General features: G+C 72.6%; 11 protein-coding genes. 4 read left to right on the top strand and 7 right to left on the bottom strand.

All coding sequences use genetic code 11. The annotated features are described in order from the left end of the window. Positions 1–6: 6 nt before the first annotated feature. Positions 7–1,329, top strand: coding sequence for a MacS family sensor histidine kinase (macS, locus tag OHA72_RS61305; RefSeq protein WP_327005243.1), 1,323 nt, complete (start codon positions 7–9; stop codon positions 1,327–1,329). A 559-nt stretch (positions 1,330–1,888) separates the two neighbouring features. Next, entirely contained in the window at positions 1,889–2,521 is a 633-nt protein-coding gene (locus OHA72_RS61310) for a response regulator (RefSeq protein ID WP_327011904.1), read from the top strand. Here OHA72_RS61310 and OHA72_RS61315 read toward each other — a convergent pair whose 3' ends face one another. Further along, complete coding sequence (locus OHA72_RS61315) at positions 2,522–2,785, bottom strand: hypothetical protein (protein ID WP_327005244.1); 264 nt, start codon at positions 2,783–2,785, stop codon at positions 2,522–2,524. Between the two features lie 146 nt (positions 2,786–2,931). On the opposite strand from OHA72_RS61315, the gene OHA72_RS61320 reads away from it, so the two are divergent. Then, a complete protein-coding gene (locus OHA72_RS61320) occupies positions 2,932–6,738 on the top strand; it encodes an SCO7613 C-terminal domain-containing membrane protein (protein WP_327005245.1) in 3,807 nt (1,268 codons plus the stop codon). 65 nt (positions 6,739–6,803) lie between these two features. On the opposite strand, the gene OHA72_RS61325 is transcribed toward OHA72_RS61320, so the two are convergent. The 6 genes from OHA72_RS61325 to OHA72_RS61350 all read right to left on the bottom strand — a co-directional run bounded on the left by OHA72_RS61325 (position 6,804) and on the right by OHA72_RS61350 (position 14,778). After that, on the bottom strand, positions 6,804–7,697 hold the full coding sequence (locus OHA72_RS61325) for a Gfo/Idh/MocA family protein (RefSeq protein WP_327005246.1): 894 nt from the start codon (positions 7,695–7,697) through the stop codon (positions 6,804–6,806). A gap of 79 nt (positions 7,698–7,776) precedes the next feature. After that, positions 7,777–8,769: a 1-acyl-sn-glycerol-3-phosphate acyltransferase gene (locus OHA72_RS61330; RefSeq protein WP_327005247.1), complete on the bottom strand. Its 993-nt coding sequence runs from the start codon at positions 8,767–8,769 to the stop codon at positions 7,777–7,779. Then, on the bottom strand, positions 8,769–9,605 hold the full coding sequence (locus tag OHA72_RS61335; protein WP_327005248.1) for a patatin-like phospholipase family protein: 837 nt from the start codon (positions 9,603–9,605) through the stop codon (positions 8,769–8,771). The genes OHA72_RS61330 and OHA72_RS61335 overlap by 1 nt, the downstream gene beginning before the upstream one ends. Then, positions 9,598–11,250: a protein kinase domain-containing protein gene (locus OHA72_RS61340; protein ID WP_327005249.1), complete on the bottom strand. Its 1,653-nt coding sequence runs from the start codon at positions 11,248–11,250 to the stop codon at positions 9,598–9,600. Before OHA72_RS61340 ends, OHA72_RS61335 begins: the two co-directional genes overlap by 8 nt. A gap of 130 nt (positions 11,251–11,380) precedes the next feature. Further along, positions 11,381–12,652, bottom strand: coding sequence for a glycosyltransferase family 4 protein (locus OHA72_RS61345; RefSeq protein WP_327005250.1), 1,272 nt, complete (start codon positions 12,650–12,652; stop codon positions 11,381–11,383). A gap of 206 nt (positions 12,653–12,858) precedes the next feature. After that, entirely contained in the window at positions 12,859–14,778 is a 1,920-nt protein-coding gene (locus OHA72_RS61350) for an amylo-alpha-1,6-glucosidase (protein ID WP_442788461.1), read from the bottom strand. Positions 14,779–15,473: 695 nt separating this feature from the next. Between OHA72_RS61350 and OHA72_RS61355 the strand changes: the two genes are divergently transcribed. Beyond that, positions 15,474–18,131, top strand: coding sequence for an MGH1-like glycoside hydrolase domain-containing protein (locus OHA72_RS61355; protein WP_327005252.1), 2,658 nt, complete (start codon positions 15,474–15,476; stop codon positions 18,129–18,131). Positions 18,132–18,588 lie beyond the last annotated feature (457 nt).

The raw sequence follows: 18,588 nt of genomic DNA on the forward strand, positions 1-18,588 counted from the left end.
CCCACCGTGAAGGCCCTCGAGGGACCCCTGTGGCGGGCGCTGCTGGTCTTCCGCATCGCCGCGCTCGGCTACGCCGCGGTGCTGATGATCGGCAACTTCCAGCACTACCACTGGCCCCTCGGCGGCTGGCTGGTCCTGTCGGTCATGTCCGCCTGGACGGTGGTGAGCAGCCTCGCCTATGCGCGCCCCGAGCGCCGCGGCTGGCCGCTGCTCACCGCCGACCTGGCCGTCACCGCCGGCTGCCTGCTCGCCACCCGCTGGATCGTCCAGCCCGACGGCCTCGGCGTCGGCGCACCCACCCTGCCGATGGCGTGGGTGGCGAGCCCGGTCGTGGCCTGGGCCATCTCCGGCGGCCGCCGCCGCGGCGCGATCGCCGCGCTGCTGATGAGCGGCGCCGACGTCATCGTCCGCGCCGGCTTCTCCCAGGCCACCGTCAACGGCCCGGTTCTCATGCTCCTGGCCGGCGTCGGCATCGGCCACATCGCCCGCCTCGCGATCGACGCCGAGGCCCGCTTGCAGCGCGCGACCGAGCTGGAGGCCGCCACCCGCGAGCGCGAGCGCCTCGCCCGCGGCATCCACGACTCCGTCCTGCAGGTCCTCGCGCTGCTGCAGCGCCGCGGCGCCGAGCTCGGCGGCGAGGCGGCCGAGCTGGGCCGCCTCGCGGGCGAGCAGGAGGCCACGCTGCGCGCCCTGGTCAGCTCCAGCGGCCCCGCACCCGCCGCGATGCGCCGCCGCCCTGCGCCCCCGGCGTCCCAGTCGTCGGGCCGCCGCTCCTTCCGCCTGCCCGCCAGCCTCTCCCGCTCACCCTCCACGTCTTCCAGCGCCGCCCGGGCCGCGTCACCCGCACGCCCCGTCGCTTCCCGCGGCATCTCCTCGCGCGGCGCCTCCTCCTCGCGCGGTCCCGGGTCGCGCGGCGCGGCGGCGTCGACCGACCCACAGCCCGACCTCGTCGACCTGCGGACCCTGCTCGACGGCCACGCCGCCGCGGGCGTCAGCGTCGCCGCCCCGGCCACCGAGGTCCTGCTGCCGGCGCCGGTCGCCGCCGAGGTCGCCGCCGCCGTGGCCGCCGCCGTCGACAACGTCCGCCTCCACGCCGGCCCCGGCGCCAAGGCCTGGCTCCTCATCGAGGAGCTCGACGACACCGTCACCGTCACGATCCGCGACAACGGCCCCGGCATCCCCGATGGTCGCCTCACCGAGGCCGAGCACGCCGGCCGCCTCGGCCTCGCCCAGTCCATCCGCGGCCGCATCCGCGACCTGGGCGGCACCACCACCATCACCAGCAGCCCCACCACCGGCACCGAAATCGAACTCCATGTCCCCCGCTGACCCTCCGCAGGCCTCGCCTCCGTCGCCAACCCAAGCAGCGCGACCTGATCGAGCCCAACATCTCGCAGCGCGACCCGCCCCGGCCTCGCGGCCAAACTCCGGCGGGGACGCGACCCACCCCCTGCACCAGCCTCATGACCCAACCCCCGCGACGGGACCGGCCGGACCGATAACCCGACGGATCGCCGGTGCCAGGACCCCGGAGATCCTTCGGGTTATGGCGCCGTCGGCACTTGCGTAGTGCCGACAGTCGCTCGTGAGTGGAACCTCCAATCGCCCTGCGGGTCGGGCCACGAGAAGGCTCCCGACGCGCACACGCGGCAACGTCCGCCGACCTGAGCGCCACGGCGGACCGGTTCACCGACGTACGCGGCCGTTGGCCCGGATTCGATCTTGACGCCCTTGATCGAAGTCGCCCGGCGGCCGTCCAGGCGACCAGCCCGGGACTTCGATCAACTGCAAAGTCCGCTCCCGTGGCGGGGTGAACCGCAGGGGCAGCCGGTGGGGGAAACGGACCTATAGGGTGCTGGGTGTGGACGCAGCGGGACGGCTCCGGGTCATGGTGGTCGATGACCATCCGATGTGGCGTGAGGGTGTTGCCCGGGATCTGGCGGAGGGCGGCTACGAGGTCGTCGCCGCGGTCGGTGAAGGGGCGCAGGCGGTCCGGATCGCGGGGTCGGTGCGGCCCGACGTGGTGGTGCTCGACCTGCAGCTGCCCGACCGGTCCGGTGTCGAGGTCATTCAGGGGCTGCTCGCGTCGTGCCCCGAGGTGCGGATCCTGATGTTGTCGGCGAGCGGCGAGCAGCAGGACGTGCTCGACGCTGTGAAGGCCGGCGCCACCGGGTACCTGGTGAAGTCGGCGGCTCGGGAGGAGTTCCTCGCGGCGGTGCGGCGCACGGCTGAGGGTGACGCCGTGTTCACGCCCGGGCTGGCGGGGCTGGTGCTCGGGGAGTTCCGCCGGTTGGCGACGGTGACGCGCGCCGAGGACCCGGACGCGCCGCGGCTGACCGAGCGGGAGACCGAGGTGCTGCGGCTGGTCGCGAAGGGCGTCACGTACAGGGAGATCGCCGAGCGGCTGGTGCTGTCGCACCGCACGGTGCAGAACCATGTGCAGAACACGCTGGGCAAGCTGCAGCTGCACAGCCGCGTCGACCTGGTGCGGTATGCGATCGAGCGCGGGCTGGACGAGTAGTCACACGCCGTAGATGTCGAGCAGGTAGTGGCCGAGGACGGTCTCGGTGCGCAGGTCCAGGACGAGGACCAGGAAGACGTTCGGGGTCTCACAGTTCACGAGGACGTGCTGCAGCTTGCCCGCCGGCATCTGCCAGGCGTAGTTGACGCCGCCCTCGCTGAAGTCGTGGCCGCCGAGGTGTGCCTCGGGTATCGCGTCGAAGTAGGGCCAGAAGTCGAACGGCGGCTCGTCGTCCGGACCGATCTGTATCGGTTCGGGCTCCATCGTCGCTTTGTACTCAGCCTCGGTGAGCAACCGCATCCCGCCAGCATGCCGCGTCATTCACGTGACAGGGAAGATCCCGCTACTCAGACGAGGATGAGTAGGGCAACCGATACCTGCAACAGGCTTGCGGGGTCATCCTGAGCGGCATGATGACGTACCCGTGCCCGTTCTGCGGCGGCCAGGCAGACCTGGAGGCCGGTTGCCCCGGCTGCGGTCGTGCCCCGTTCCCGGATGCGGCCGAGGTGGTACGGCTCGGTGTGCGCGCCGACGAACTGCTCGTCGAGGTCGAGGCGGCCCGTGCGGAGTTCGACGAGGCGCGCAGCAGGTATGACGCCGCGGTCCAGCGACTGAACGCCGTGCGCGCCCAGCGCAACCTGCTTGCGGCGAGGGTGAGCCAGGCGGTGCAGGCGGCGAAGCGCGCGCTGTCCCCGACCACCGCCGCGCCGGTACGACCGGTGCCCGCCGCACCGGGCCTGCCGCCTGCCGGGCCCGTGCCGGTGCCGGGTGCCGGTGCTCCGGGTGTCCATCGGCCGGCTCCCCTGGCCGCTGCGCAGCCGGAGACCAGTCCCCGCACGGTGCAGAACCTGCTGTTCATCCTCGGCGGTCTGCTGCTCGGCAGCGCGGCGATCGTGTTCACGGCGGTCGCCTGGGCGAGCTTCGGGGTGCTGGGCCGGGCCGCGATCCTGGCGGCGGTCACGCTGGTCACCCTCGCGGTGCCGCCGGTCGCGCTCGCGCGAGGGCTGCGCTCCACGGCGGAGACGTTCGCCGCGCTGGGGCTGCTGCTCGTGCTGCTGGACGGATACGCCGCCTGGTACGTCAACCTCGCCGGGCTCGCCGACACGACCCGGCCGAACACCTTCGCCGGGCTGGTCTTCGCGGTGACCGCCGTCATCGCCGGTGGGTACGCCGTCGCAACCGGCTTGCGAGGCCCCCGCTTCGCGGCCATCCTCGCGGCCCAGCCGGTGCTGCCGTTGCTGGCTGCCGAGCGGTCGTTCGGGGCGACGGGCTGGACGCTGACGTTCGTCGCCGTGGCGGCGCTCGACGTGCTGCTCGCCCGGACGGTGGAGAAGGTCACCTGGGTGGGCGCCGGCCTCGCGGTCGTCGTCGCCGGGCCGCTGGGGCTCGTCGCGCTGTCCACCGTGGATGGCGTCGCCGGCGTCCTCGGTGCCGGCGCCGCGATGCTGGCGCTGGCCGCGGTCATCGTGGCCGCCGGTCTCGTGCACCGGGTCACGGCGCATGTCGGCGCCGGGATCGCGGTCGGCATCGTCGCGCTCGTCGCGGTGCGCATCCTCGCGGAGGTCGTGCCCGGCCAGCAGGCCATCGCGTTCGCCTGCGTGCCGGTGCTGATCGCGCTCGCCGTCGCGGTGCTGCCGGACCGGGTTCGCGACGGCGCCAGAGTCGGCGCGTTCATCGTCGCCGGCACGGCCGCCATCCCGTACGCCTACGCCGCCCTGTTCGCCGCCGGCTCCGCCGTCGACCCCGCCCTGCCCGCGTGGCACGGCCCGGCGTCCACCCTGGACTCGATGTTCTCGTGGCAGGTTCCGGTCGCTCTGCTGCCGATCGCGGCCGCGTTCCTGGTCCTGAACCGGTCCCGCTGGGTGGTGTGGCCGGCGGCGGTGCTGGTGGTGTTCGCCGTCCCGGGCACGTTCGACGCCCCGCTGCCGGTCGTGTCGCTGCTGGACTTCGTGCTGCTCGCCGGGCTGTCCGTCGCCGCGCTGCACTGGTCCGCGGGCCGCGGGACCGCCCTTGCTCCGGCTTCCGCGACCGCTCCGCCGACCGGCCCCACGGCCGGCGAGGGCCGGCCGGCCACGAACGGCGGAAGCACCACGCCGGCCGCCGCGCAGCACACCACAGGTGCAGCGGGCCACGCGCCGACCGCCGCAGGCCAGCCGGCCCCGGACACTGCAAGCCCAACGCGGGCCGACGCCGGCCAGCCGACCACGGATGCAGCAGGCCCGACGCCGACCGTCGGTGCCGGGCGGCCGGCTCCGTGGCTGAGCCCGCCGGCCGGGTGGTGGGCGGCGATGATGCTGCCGGTCGTGGCGGTGCACGCGATGCTCGTCGGGCTGGACACGCCGCTGGCAACGCTGCTCAGCATGGCCGGCCTGGTGGCGCTGTGCGTGGTGTTCGCGCTGCGGAGCGAAGCGGGGCGGCTCGCCGCGCCGGCTGTCAGTGTCGGGCTGGCGGGGTTGCCGCTGCTCGTCGCGGGGGCGGTCCGGCTCGTCACGGCCGGGGGCGCGCTGTCGGTGCCGGCGCCGATGTTCGGTGCGGCGGCCGGGCTGGCGCTCGCGACGGTGCTGGTGGTCGTGGCGCGCGACAGGCTCGGCGCCCCGGGGGTGTTCGGGGTGGCCGTCGCCGGTCTGGGCGTGACGCTGACCGCGGCCGGGTTGTCCGCGGCCGACGGCGGTCACCTGCCGTTCGGAGTGTTCGCGGCCGCGGCCGTACTGTCGGCCTGGTTCGCGGCGGCCGGCATCGCCTGGCAGCCGAGGACCGGCGACGGTGGCGCTCCTCCTTCCGGAGGACCCGTCCCTGCATGGTTCGTGCCGGCGGCGTTGCCCGCCGTCATCCCTGGGGTGGTCGCGCTGGTGGCGGTCGCGCCGGCCGTGTTCGAGACGCTGCTGCGGCCGTACCGATGGCTCGGCGCCGTCTGGCAGGGTGCACCGGACGGGGTGGGGCTCGACCCGACCGGGCGCTGGTGGGCCGGCGTGGCGCAGGCGTACAGGCCCGGACCGGCCGCCGTGACACTCGGGCTGCTCGCCGTGCTGGCGGTGTTTGCCGGTCGGCGGTCCCGGACCGCGGTGTGGACCCTCGCGGGAGCGCCCGCGACCCTGGCCGTGGTGCTCGGCTGCCTGGCGGCCGAGGCGCCGTGGCCCACGGTGCCGGCCGTGACGCTCGCCGGCGGGCTGGTCACGGCGCTCGCCGCAGCGCTGGTCAGGCCCGGGGCGAGGGCTCTGCGGGTCAACGTGGGGGCGTTCACGTGCTGGTTCACCGCCGGGGCCGGGTTCGCGGGGTGCCTCGCGACGAAACCCGCGACGCTGACCGCGCTCGCCGCGGTGCTGGTGACCGCCGCGGTCATCGGTGTCGCCGGGCGGACCGCGGCGGCGAGGACCCTCGGCTGGCTGGTCGGCGCGCTCAGCGCCGGCTGGCTGGCGTTCACCGCGGCCCGCGCGGCGGAGCTGCCGCTGCGCTGGACCGGCTACTGGGTGCTGCTCGCCGCGGCCGTGGTCCTCGCGGCGTCGGTCGTCATCCGTCGGCTTCGGCCCGCTGCAAGCGCCGTGCAGCGCGGTTCGGCGCCGGGTGAGGCGCTGGTGCTCGAGGTGGTCGCGCACACCACCGCCGTGGTGGCGTTCCTGCTCACCAGCGGGGACCTGGCCGCGATGGCCGGGATCAGCAGCCTCTGGGGGCTCGCGCTCGGGTTGCGGGCGTTCGCCGGCCCCAGGGTGGTGTTCGCCGGCGTGGCGGGCGCGGCACAGCTGGTGGCGTACTGGCTGGTGCTCGCGTCCAACGAGGTCGCCCTGCTGGAGGCGTACACGCTGCCCGCGGGTGCGATCGCCGTCGCCGTCGGCTGGTACGCGGTCCGGGCGCGGCCGGCCGGGCAGGAGCGGATCAGCAGCTGGGTGGCGTACGGGCCCGCGCTGTTCGCCTCGTTCGGCCCGAGCCTGGCCTCGGTGCTGGTGAGCGAGGGCGAGCCGCTGCGGCGGCTGCTGCTCGGCCTCGGCGCCCTCGCCGTCGTCGTCGTGGGGGCGGTGTGGCGGCTGCAGGCCCCGGTGGTCGTCGGCGGGACGGTCCTGGCGGTGATCGCGTTGCACGAGATCGCCGTGTACTGGGACCTGCTGCCGAGGTGGGCGCCCCTAGCGGTGGCGGGACTGGTGCTGGTCGCCCTGGCCACCACGTACGAGCGGCGCATCCGCGACGTGCGGCGCCTGCGGGCGGCGGTCACCCGCATGCGATGAGGCGGTGCAGCGTCGATGAGGCGGTGCAGCGGCGCGAGGTGGAACCGCGCAGGGGGCGGCGAGGATCAGACGGTGACGATCGTCTGGGTGCGGCGGGCCTGGTCGGCGGCCGCCAGGATGCCGGTGATGGAGGCCGCGTACCGCACGTCGCACGGGTGTGGCACGCCGCCCGCCGCGGCGAGCAGTGCCGTCACCGCGTGGCCGAAGGCGGTGACGGGGGTGTCGTCGCCCCAGGTGGGCAGGGTGAGGGCGCCGTGCTCGCCGAAGTAGGAGAACCCGAACGACGTCGCGTCGGGTGCGGCGTCGAGGGTCAGTGACAGCGTGCTCGCCGCGCCGCTGTCGTGCCGCAGGAGGAGGTGCACGGTGTCGTGGGGGCCGTCGGCGGCGCTGAGGTCGACGACGGGGCCGAGCAGCGGAAGGACCACCGACAGGGCGTGCGGGCCGAGGTCCCAGAGGCCGCCGTGCTCCTTGCGCCAGGTCGAGCCCGCGTAGGGGTTGCCGGGCTGGAAGATCGAGGCGTACATGGTGGCGTGTGCGGCGTACCAGCCGCCGAGGGCGGTGTTGTCGCGCAGGAAGGTCTCGACGGCCGGGATGAACCGGTTGGTGAAGAAGACCACGGATGCGACGCCGGTGGCGTCGACCGCGTCGACGACGGCGGCGGCGGACTCGACGGTCAGCGCCAGTGGCTTGTCGAGCAGGAGGTGCTTGCCGGCGCGGGCGGCCCGGACGGCGAGGCCGGCCTGGATCTCCGGTGGCAGCGCGATCGCCACCGCGTCGACGGAGGAGAGCAGCGCATCGACGTCGTCGAACGCCGTGATCCCGAACGACTCGGCGAACGCTGCGGTCTTCGCCGGGGAGCGGCCCCAGACGCCGGTGAGCGTGGCGTCGGGGTGCGCCGCGAGGGCCACCGCCTGAGTCGTCGCAGCCCAGTGTCCCGTGCCCAGCACCCCGAATCGCATCCGGCCATTCTCCACGAACCCCGAACGACTGCCGCAGCAGCCCCGAAAGGCCCCGAAAGGAGCCGCGGAAAAGGGAAACTCAGGAGGGGCCGTGCCGGTCGATCCAGGCGTCGATGCGGGCCCACCACTCGTACAGCCAGTCGACCCGCTGCTCGTGCCCCACCGGTACGTCCGCGGCGTCGACCGACCACCAGCGCATCGTGATGGTGAGGTCGAGTGGGAGGTGCCGCCACAGGTCGGCGACCGTGAGCAGCTTGTCCAGCCCGGTGTGCGCGACCCAGATGACCCCGGCCTCCGGTGCGGCGTCGAGCGCGGCGAGGGTCCCGCCGGGGCGGGGCGCCAGGACGTGCCGCATGCGGGCGGCGCGTTCGGCCATCTTGTGCAGGCCCAGGTCGCGCAGCCGCTGGATGGCGCGCTCGCGGCGGGTCGGGGTGAAGTTGCCGCCCTCCGGGAAGAGCACGAGGGCGTCGTTGTCGTCGAGGCCGGTCGCGAGGCGGGCCACGTGCGACGGGTCGCCGCCGCCGGCGGTGAGGAACTGGTTGGGCAGCCGGTTGAGCATGACGTCGATGACGGGGTCCCACTGCAGGGTGGACTTGAGGACGATGCGCGGCTCCCGGTCGAACCAGTTGACCAGCGCGTGGATGAGCAGGAACGAGTCGCCTGGGCCGGCGTGGCGGCAGAACACCAGCTCCGGGCGGCCCGGCGCGGCGACGTCGGGGTCGGTGCCGACCACGGCGACCTTCACGCCCAGCGCCCAGCGGGCCTGCTCGTACAGCACCCGCAGGAACCGGCCGGTGAGGACGTAGTGGATCCGCTGGAACCGCGGCCCTCGCAGCTTCCAGCCGAACCCGCTGGCGACCCAGAGCCCGAACAGGACGATCAGCGCGACGGCCTCGAGCAGCAGGTAGACGGCGAGCATCCAGGTGACCCGCAGGGCGCGCAACCGTCCGGAGCCGAACGGTGCGACGACGCCGGCGATGAGCAGCCAGGCCGGCATGGTGGCCAGGACCGCGAGGATGATCCCGAGGAAGACCGGGGCGAGGACGACGCGGCGCAGCCAGCGGGGTGGCATCACACAGCGGCTTCCAGGTAGGCGCAGGACGCCTCATACGCACGGTCGATGCGGGCGCGGGCGAGGGTCATGTTGCGGTAGGACAGCGGTGAGTCGTCGCGTGCGGTGCCGCCGCCGGTGGGTAGGACGTGGACGGTGACCTCGGGCGGCGCCTCGGACAGCTCCCGGGCGAAGCGGTGCCGCCGGGCGACTTCGAACGCGACCTGCGCGACCTCCCACGGCCGCCGCGGCGGGCGCAGTGGGCGTTCGATCCGGCCGACCTGCATGACGAAGACCGTCCGGGCGCCGAGGGTGACGGCGCGGCCGACGGGCACGGAGTTGACGATCCCGCCGTCGATGAAGTGCTCCTCCCCGAGGTGTACGGGTGGCAGCAACCCGGGCACGGCCGAGCTTGCCAGGACGGCCTCGACGAGGGGTCCCTTGTCGAACCAGTGCTCCGCGGCGCGCTCGATGCTGGCGGCGCAGCACTGGAACGGCACCGGCAGGTCGTCGAAGGTGGTGTCCTCGCCGAGCTCGCGGGTCAGCAGCCGGCGCAGCGGCGCCGGGGAGTGCAGGTGGGTCCTGCGGGCGAAGCGGCCCAGCTGCCGCGGCAGGGAGTCGCCGTAGACGGTGCGGGCCTCCGGCGAGACCCACAGCTCGATCAGGCGCTCGGCGACCCGCTCGTCCGGGGAGGCGGCGACGGCCGCGCCGTTGAACGCGCCGATCGACGTGCCGACGACCAGGTCCGGGCGGATCCCGGCGTGCAGCAGCGCCCTGGCCATGCCGACCTCGACCGCGCCGAGGACGCCGCCGCCGCCGAAGACGAACCCGACGGGGCCGGGGAACCGTTCAGGCACGGCTCACAACGTAACGCGGCGACGGCGTCGCCGCACCACTCGCCGGCCGCCCGTAAGCAGGCGGACCGGACGTCGCCGAGCCTGACGGCGGCGGGCCGTTCTCCTCGCCGGGCGGGGGACGGCGGTCGCCACCGGGTGGCGGCGGCGGGCGCTCGTCCTTGGACGGCCGGTCCTTGTCCTTGGGGGCCGGGACCAGGTCGGTCATCGGTGGCAGCGCGGAGCCGGGCGGGCGCTGGGAGATCCGGGTGTCGCAGTCGACGTCGTTGACGGTGAAGTTACTCGGCGGGGCGGGGTTGCCACCGTTGCCCTTCATGCCGACGGTGAGCGCCTTGCCCGGCGGCAGCGCGTAGGCGCCGGTCATCCGTACACCACCGCCGGCGCGCTCCCACGTGGCGATGCTGCCGTCGATCTGGCTGACGTCCTGCCCGCCGGGGAGCAGGAAGTGCAGCTTCCACGGGTCGGTCGGCCGGTTGCCGGAGTTGGCGATGGTGATCCTGGCCGAGAACGGGCGGTCACCGGCGGCGTTCATCTCGGGGTGGATGTAGAAGTCCACGTTGCAGCCGGCACGCGGCGCCCAAGGCTTCCAGTAGGCGAGCCAGCCGGCCGCGACGGCGACCGCGACGGCGGCGATCGACGCGGCCAGTGCACGGCGGCTGCGCTGGCGGGCGGCGCGGCGGTTGCGCGGGACCGTCACCTCGCGGCCGAACGTCGGCTCGACCGGCTGGCGGTGGCGCGCCCCGACCGCGTGGGGGACATGGACCTCCTGGGTGGAGGAGCCGTCCTCCCCAGGTAGGACGACGTGGATGCCGGTGGCGGCGGCGAGGACCCGGGCGACCTCGGCGGCCGGCGGGCGGTCCTCGGGGTCCTTGGCCAGGCACCGGGCGACGAGCCGGCCGATGTCCGCGGGCAGGCCGGAGATCTCCGGCAGCGGATGCGGGGGCTCGTAGACGTGGTTGGCGATCATCTGGGTCGGCGTGTCCGCGTGCCACGGCAGCCGGTCGGTGAGGCACCGGTAGACGAGCAGGCCGACGGTGTACACGTCGGTCGCGGGGATGACACCGCCGCCGAGGAGCCGCTCGGGTGCCAGGTAGGCGGGGGTACCGAAGACGGTGCCGTCCTCGTCGTCGGGGTCGAACGAGCCGGTGAGGCCGGCCACCCCGAAGTCGAGGATCTTCGCGCCGGCGGCGGTGAGCATGATGTTGCTGGGTTTGATGTCGCGGTGCACGACGTGGCGCTCGTGCGCGGCGGCCAGCCCGGCGGCGACCTGGGCGCAGATCTGGGTGGCCCGGCGCCACGACATCGGTCCGCTGCGCAGCCGGTTGGACAGCAGGTCGCCCTCGAGGAGCTCCATCACGACGTACGGGCGGCGGCCGTGGCGGCCCACGGCGAAGGCGTCACCGGCCTCGCCGTAGTCGTGCACGGCGGTGATGTTGGGGTGCTGGAGCCGGGCGACGACCTGCGCCTCGGCGCGGATGCGCTCGCGGTTGCCGGGTTTGGTGGCGAGTTCTTCGGAGAGGAGTTTGATCGCGACGTCCCGATCGAGCACGAGGTCCTGGGCCCGCCACACGACCGCCATGCCACCGGTGCCGACGGGTGCGATGAGCCGGTATCTGTTGCCGAGGACCTCGTCAGCCGTCCCGCTCACCCAGTCGCCGTCCTGATCGATTCCGGTCGCTGTACCCCCAGAGACCCTAATCGCGATCCGGCCGGGATGCGAGACCCCAAATGCGAACAGCCCCGGCAAACTTCCCGCCGGGGCCGCTCAAAGATCGGACTTATATCGTCAGAAGGTTGCCGTCCGGCACGACAATCTGCGGCCGTCCGTTCTCAAGGACCGCAGCGGCCTGCTTCGCGGCGAAGCCGGGCGCCTCGGTGATGGCCGTGCGGTACACCTCGGCGGTGTTGGCCGCGATGGTGGCCCAGCCGTACTTCTGGCCGACCATCGTGCGGGCCTTCTTCGCGACCCGGCGGGCGAACGGCTCGTCGTCGAGCAGGGTGCCGACGGACGCGGCGAGCGCCTCGGGGCTCTTCGCCGGGAACGTCACGCCGGTCTCGCCGGGCTCGACGATCTCGGCGAGGCCGCCGGTGGCGGCGACCGCGAGCGGCGCACCCGCGGAGGCGCCTTCCAGGGCGACCATGCCGAACGGCTCGTAGATGCTCGGCACCACCAGGGCGTCGGTGGCCGCCATGAGCGCCGGCAGCTCGCCCTCACCCATGAAGCCGGCGAAGCTGACAGCCCGTTGCAGCCGCAGCCGCCGCACGTCCTCCTGGAGTTCGGCCCGGTGCGGGCCGTCGCCGGCGATGACGACCCGCAGGCCGTTGTGCCTGGCGCGCAGCTCGGGCAGGGCGGCGATGAGGTCCTGCACGCCCTTCTCGTAGACCAGGCGGCCGGCGTACCCGAGGAGGGGACCGTCGGCGGCGAACCTGGCGCGGGCGGCGTTGACGGCCCGGGACGGTGCCTTCCAGACGCTGGAGTCGACGCCGTTGGCCACGACGGACACCCGGGCCGGCGCGAGGTCGAGCAGCCGGGTCACCTCCCAGCGCATGTACTCGGAGCAGACCACCACCCGGCAGGCCTCGTGCCCGAGCCACCACTCGACGGAGTGGATGCACTTGTTCATCTCGTCGGGCAGCCAGCCCTGGTGCCGGCCCGCCTCGGTGGCGTGGATGGTCGCGACCAGCGGCAGGTCGAGGCACTCCTTGAGCGTCACGGCGGTGTGCGTGACGAGCCAGTCGTGGGCGTGGATAAGGTCGTACTCACCGGTGGCCGCGGCGCGCAGGGCGGCGCGGGTCAGGGTGTGGTTGAAGGCCATCGTCCACGCCAGCAGCGTGGAAGTGGCGAGCGGGAACAGCGGCGGGTCCTCCGCCGCGCGGACGATGCGGACGCCCTCGGAGTACTCCTCCAGCGGCGCGCCCGGCGCATGCCGGGTCACCACGGTGACCTCGTGGCCCGCCGTCACCAGCGAGGTGGCGAGGGCGTGCACGTGCCGTCCCAGCCCGCCGACCACGACGGGTGGATACTCCCACGACAGCATCAGGATCCTCATCGGTGTCGCCGCTTTGCCGATGGTCTGGTCCACGTGGCCGCCCCCACAGTTGAGTTGTCGCTCGAAAACGCCCGCCCTGGTACCCACGCGCGCCAACGCTGACACACGCAAATCAGACTCGCGTGTGACGAGGTGGGTGGGCTTGAGACTCATCCTGCCGGGCGAGGGTTACCAGGGAGGCAAATCTCATTTCTAGGGTGTAACGGTCAGCCGACATTCCGTCGGACTCGCAGGGTCTCCGCGACGGACCAGGCCTGAAACGGGCACCCGGTGGCCTGATGTGGCGCATGTCCGTCGGCTGTCTCGCTGACCGAACCTACGCCCCACTCCCACAGATGCGCCTCGATACCGGCCAGCAACTCACGGTGATTGTTCAACCGACCGTGGCGGACCGCATCGATGTACGGGCCGATCAGCCAGGGCCAGACCGTCCCCTGGTGATAGGCCCGGTCCCGGTCCCCGGGCGACCCGCGGTGGGCGCCGGTGAACGCCGGGTCGTCGGCCGCGAGCGACCGCGGCCCAAGCGGCGTGAACAGCGAAAACACCGCGTCCGGTACGGGGGTGCCGCGCATCGGGCCCCGCGGCAGGCTCCACGCCAGCAGCTGGTTGGGGCGCGTGGACGGGTCGTCGCCGTCGGGGCCGTCGACCACGTCGTACAGCGGCGCTGCATCCCGCACGTCGCTTGCAGCGCGCAACAGTGGGTAACGGGTCGCGAAGCTCGCCGCGGCCCGCTCGCGGAGCCGGTGCAGCCCCGTCGCGTCGCCGCCGAGGCGTTCCTTCAGCCCGGCGACGGCCGCCAGCCCGTTGATCCACAGCGCGTTGACCTCGACCGGTTTGCCGACCCTCGGTGTGACGGGGATCCCGTCGACGCGGGCGTCCATCCAGGTGAGCGCGACACCGGGGGCGCCCTGCGTGACGAGACCGTCGGCGGGGTCGACGCGGATGCCGTAGCGGGTCCCGGCCAGGTGCGCGGCGACGACCTGCTCGAGCCCCGGCAGGACCTCCCTCGCCAGGTCCTCGTCGTCGGTGGCGGTGACGTGCCGCTCGACGGCGTGCAGGAACCACAGTGTGCCGTCGACCGTGTTGTACTCCGTCTGGCCGGTGTCGGCGGTGTTGGCGAGCATGCCCTCGGACAGGGTCGCCGCGTAGGCGCGCAGCAGCTCGCGACCCTCGTCGCACCAGCCGGTGGCGAGGAACAGGCCCTCGTAGCTGATCATGGTGTCGCGCCCCCAGGTGCCGAACCACGGGTAGCCGGCCACCACCTCCGGCGCGCCCTGCGCACCCGCGACGACGAAGGCGTCGGCCGCAAGTACCAGTGCTGCGTCCGCCGCGTCGGTAGCGTCGTGCGTCAAGGACCGGTTGCGCTCCTGCGCACGCTCGACGATCCGCTGTGCGCCGTGGGCCTCGCCGTCACCGGCCCACGCCTCCACCTCCAGGGCCTCGCCGGTGTGCAGCGTCGCGCTGAACTCCCCCGCGTACCAGAGGTCCTCGGACGCGTTCAGTCCGCGGGCGGCCTCCTCACGAGCGTAGGCACCCCGGTACCACTGACCACCCGGCTGCCAGGAAGGACCGTGCAAGCGGAACGCCCGCTCGACGACGGCGCCGCCGGCCACGGACGCCACCGCGGGCGGCGGGCCGGACGCACCCCGCTCGCCGTGCGCGTCGCGCCAGGTGACGAGCGCCTTCAGCGTGAGCGTCACCGGGCCGGGCGCGCTGAGCAGCCGGTGCACGACGCCGACGTGCGAGCTGCCGTGGACCATCGCGATGCGCCGTTCCAGGACGACCGGCCCGATCCGCCAGCGCCAGCGCGGCAGCCCGTCGACCAGTTCGAAGCGCTCCAGAAGGGTGTGGCCCTCGGGGCTGACGACGCCGCCGTTCCACTCGTGGGTGGCGAGGGACACAGTGGCGCCGGACGGCAGCGTCAGGACCGGGTCGAGCGCGGCCAGCCCGAGGTGCCGGCGCGCCGGCTGACCGGGCTCCGCGACCACGAGCAGGCCATGGTACCTGCGGGTTCGTAGCCCGGAGACCGTCCCCATCGCGTACCCGCCAGTGCCGTCGGGCACGAGCCACTCACGGGTCGCTCCAGCCGACAAATCACCGCATACCTGCGCACCGAACACCACCATGGGCACAATCTTGGTGGCAAGAGGTGGCAGAGTGCGAGCGACTCGCGACAAGATAATTGATCAAGGCAAGATTGGGGCTGCTGACAAAGGCACGAGTGGGAGCGAAGCGAGCATGGGGGGTGTGGGGTGGCGCAGCCCCCCGGGACCGCGGCCCGTCAGGGACGGGGAGCTAGAAACAGCACGAGTGGGAGCGAAGCGAGCATGGGGGGTGGGGTGGCGCAGCCCCCCACGGGACCGCGGCCCGACAGGGACGGGGAGCTAGAAACAGCACGAGTGGGAGCGAAGCGAGCATGGGGGGTGTGGGGTGGCGCAGCCCCCCACGGGACCGCGGCCCGTCAGGGACGGGGAGCTAGAAACAGCACGAGTGGGAGCGAAGCGAGCATGGGGGGTGTGGGGTGGCGCAGCCCCCCACGGGACCGCGGCCCGTCAGGGACGGGAAGCTAGAAACAGCACGAGTGGGAGCGAAGCGAGCATGGGGGGTGTGGGGTGGCGCAGCCCCCCACGGGACCGCGGCCCGACAGGGACGGGGAGCTAGAAACAGCACGAGTGGGAGCGAAGCGAGCATGGGGGGTGTGGGGTGGCGCAGCCCCCCACGGGACCGCGGCCCGACAGGGACGGGAAGCTAGAAACAGCCATCAGACGGGTTCTGGACCGCGCTCAACTTGGGCGAAACATCTGCGACGGAGAATGAGTTCGTGATCGAGGACGATGGGAACGCTGAACGCCGCCGGCTCGCTGAGGCCGACAGCGGTGAGCGCCCATGGCGGGGCTGGGGGCCCTACCTGTCCGAGCGCGCCTGGGGCACGGTCCGCGAGGACTACAGCGCTCACGGCACCGCCTGGGACCACTTCCCCCACGACCAGGCCCGCTCCCGCACATACCGGTGGAACGAAGACGGCATGGCGGGCATCTGCGACGACCGGCAGACGTTCTGCTTCGCCCTCGCCCTGTGGAACGGCAAGGACCCGATCCTCAAGGAGCGGATGTTCGGCCTCGGCGGCGACCTCGGCAACCACGGCGAGGACGTCAAGGACTACTGGTGGTACCTGGACTCCACGCCCACCCATTCGTGGATGAAGTGGCGCTACCACTACCCGCAGCAGGCGTTCCCCTACGACGACCTGGTCGCCGAGAACTGCCGCCGCGGGCGGGACGAGCCCGAGTACGAGTTGGTCGACACCGGCATCTTCGACGAGGACCGGTACTGGGCCGTCGAGGTCGACTACGCCAAGGCCGGTCCGACCGACATGTGCATGCGGATCACCATCCAGAACATGGGCCCGGAGCCTGCGACCCTGCACCTGCTGCCGACCCTGTGGTTCCGCAACACGTGGGCGTGGGGCCTGCCCGGCCGCGACTACATGCCCGAGATCCGCGCCAAGGACAACGGGCTGCTCGCCGAGCACCGGCTGCTGGGCCGCCTCGCGCTCACCGGCGACGGCGCGCCGCGCCCGCTGTTCTGCAACAACGACACCAACGGCGACCGCATCTGGGGCAAGCCGGGTCGTGAGTACCCGAAGGACGGCATCAACGACCACATCCTGCACGGCAAGGACACGGTCAACCCCGACCTCGTCGGCACGAAGGCCGCGCTGCACTACCTCGTCTCCGTGCCCGCCGGCGGCACCCACGAGATCCGGCTGCGGCTCAACCTCAACGCCCCCGGCGCCAAGGACCTCGCCCCCGCGGACCTGCGCACGGACTTCGACACCACGATGTCGCGGCGCTCCGCCGAGGCCGACGCGTACTTCAGCGCGCTGGTCCCGCCGACCGCCACCCCCGAGGAGGCGATGATCGTCCGGCAGGGCGTCGCCGGCCTCATGTGGGGCAAGCAGTTCTTCCACTTCGACGTCGCCCGCTGGCTGGAGGGCGACCCCGTCTCCGAGCCACCGCCGGACAGCCGCCGCCACGGCCGCAACAGCCACTGGTGGCACATGAACAGCTGCGACGTGCTGTCGATGCCCGACCCGTGGGAATACCCGTGGTATGCCGCCTGGGACCTGGCCTTCCATTGCGTGGCCATCGCTCGCGTCGACCCCGGATTCGCCAAGGATCAGCTGTTGTTGCTGCTGCGCGAGTGGTACATGCATCCGAACGGCCAGATTCCCGCCTACGAGTGGGCGTTCGGCGACGTGAACCCGCCCGTGCACGCGTGGGCCGCGCTGCGGGTCTTCGCCATCGACGGCTCCAAGGACTTCGACTTCCTCGCCCGTGTGCTGCACAAGCTGCTGCTGAACTTCACCTGGTGGGTCAACCGCAAGGACGCCGAAGGCAACAACGTCTTCGAGGGCGGCTTCCTCGGCCTGGACAACGTCGGGCCCTTCGACCGCTCGGCCGCCCTGCCCGTCGGCGGTCGCCTCGAACAGTCCGACGGCACGGCATGGATGGCGATGTACGCCCTCAACATGCTCGACATGTCCCTCACCCTCGCCGTGCACGACCGCGTCTACGAGGACATCGCGGCGAAGTTCCTCGAACACTTCGCGTACATCGCCGACGCCGCCTACGAGTTCGGCCTGTGGGACGAGGAGGAGGCGTTCTTCTACGACGTCCTGCGCACCGCCGACGGCCAGCGCATCCCGCTGAAGGTCCGCTCCGTCGTCGGCCTGCTCCCCCTCACCGCCACCACGATCATCAGCTCCTCCACGCTGCGCCGCCTGCCCGACGTCGCCGCGCGCCTGCGCTGGTTCCTCACCAACAAGCCCGAGTACGGCGACGTGGTCGGCGCGAAGAAGAGCCGCGGCGGGCAGCAGTTGCGCCTGCTGTCGATGGTCGGGCCCGACCAGCTGATCCGCATCCTGCAGCGCATGCTCGACGAGGAGGAGTTCCTCTCCCCGTACGGGCTGCGCACCCTGTCCCGCGCGCACCGCGACGAGCCCTTCACCGTCCACGTCGGCGAGGCGGACTACACGGTCGGTTACGAGCCCGGCGAGTCGACCAGCGGCCTCTTCGGCGGCAACTCCAACTGGCGCGGGCCGATCTGGATGCCAGTCAACTACATCCTGATCGAGGCGGTCCGCCGCTTCTCCGAGTTCTTCGGCGACGATCTGCAGGTGGAGTACCCGGCGGGCAGCGGCAAGATGGCGACGCTGGCGACCGTGGCGGACGACCTGTCGCGGCGACTGGTGAACCTGTTCCGCAACGACGATACGGGGCGGCGGCCGGTGTTCGGGGACGTTCCTTTGTTCCAGAACGATCCGGGGTGGCATGACCTGTTGCTGTATTACGAGTACTTCCATGGGGATACGGGGGCGGGGTTGGGGGCTGCGCATCAGACCGGGTGGACTGCGTTGGTCATTGATCTGATCCTGAACCTGCATGCGCCGCCGCATCCTCGGCCTGCTGATTACTGATGGTCCTGTTTTCACCCCCCAGGATCGTGTGGTCGTCTTCCTGCTGAGCGTCCGCTTGGGGGTACGCCGCTTGGAGTGGTTCCTGGTGTCGGTCCTCGGGGCTCGGTGGTTTCGCGCAGCCTGCGGCGGCGCGGACGGGTAGCGCGGTTGCCGTCCGTGCCGTCTTGCGGTGATGCCAAGCCAGGTCCGCACTCACATGAACCAGCGCCGTCGAGGTCGTCATTCGGTGGTGCCACACCGTCGCTGGCACAAAATACGAACAAATCACCCATGCCGCAGCACTGATCTCGCCCGCGCCAAGATCTACGATCTTGGCGCTTGATCGAAGGACGGCGGTGGCCGTCCGGACGGCCACCGCCGTCCTTCGATCATGGGGCGGGACGGAAGATCGCCGTTCGAGCGCTGGTACTCCCCGGTCCAGTGATCGATGGTCTTCGCTTTTGACCAGCGGCGGTGT

It is taken from the genome of Dactylosporangium sp. NBC_01737 (genome assembly GCF_035963215.1).
Classification (GTDB): Bacteria; Actinomycetota; Actinomycetes; order Mycobacteriales; family Micromonosporaceae; genus Dactylosporangium.

Bases quoted from the DNA above. Each gene is read 5' to 3' on its own strand.
- OHA72_RS61310 (WP_327011904.1), top strand. From the start codon at position 1,889: ATGGTGGTCGATGACCATCCGATGTGGCGTGAGGGTGTTGCCCGGGAT.
- OHA72_RS61315 (WP_327005244.1), bottom strand. From the start codon at position 2,785: ATGGAGCCCGAACCGATACAGATCGGTCCGGACGACGAGCCGCCGTTC.
- OHA72_RS61320 (WP_327005245.1), top strand. From the start codon at position 2,932: ATGATGACGTACCCGTGCCCGTTCTGCGGCGGCCAGGCAGACCTGGAG.
- OHA72_RS61325 (WP_327005246.1), bottom strand. From the start codon at position 7,697: ATGCGATTCGGGGTGCTGGGCACGGGACACTGGGCTGCGACGACTCAG.
- OHA72_RS61330 (WP_327005247.1), bottom strand. From the start codon at position 8,769: ATGCCACCCCGCTGGCTGCGCCGCGTCGTCCTCGCCCCGGTCTTCCTC.
- OHA72_RS61345 (WP_327005250.1), bottom strand. From the start codon at position 12,652: ATGAGGATCCTGATGCTGTCGTGGGAGTATCCACCCGTCGTGGTCGGC.
- OHA72_RS61350 (WP_442788461.1), bottom strand. From the start codon at position 14,778: ATGGTGGTGTTCGGTGCGCAGGTATGCGGTGATTTGTCGGCTGGAGCG.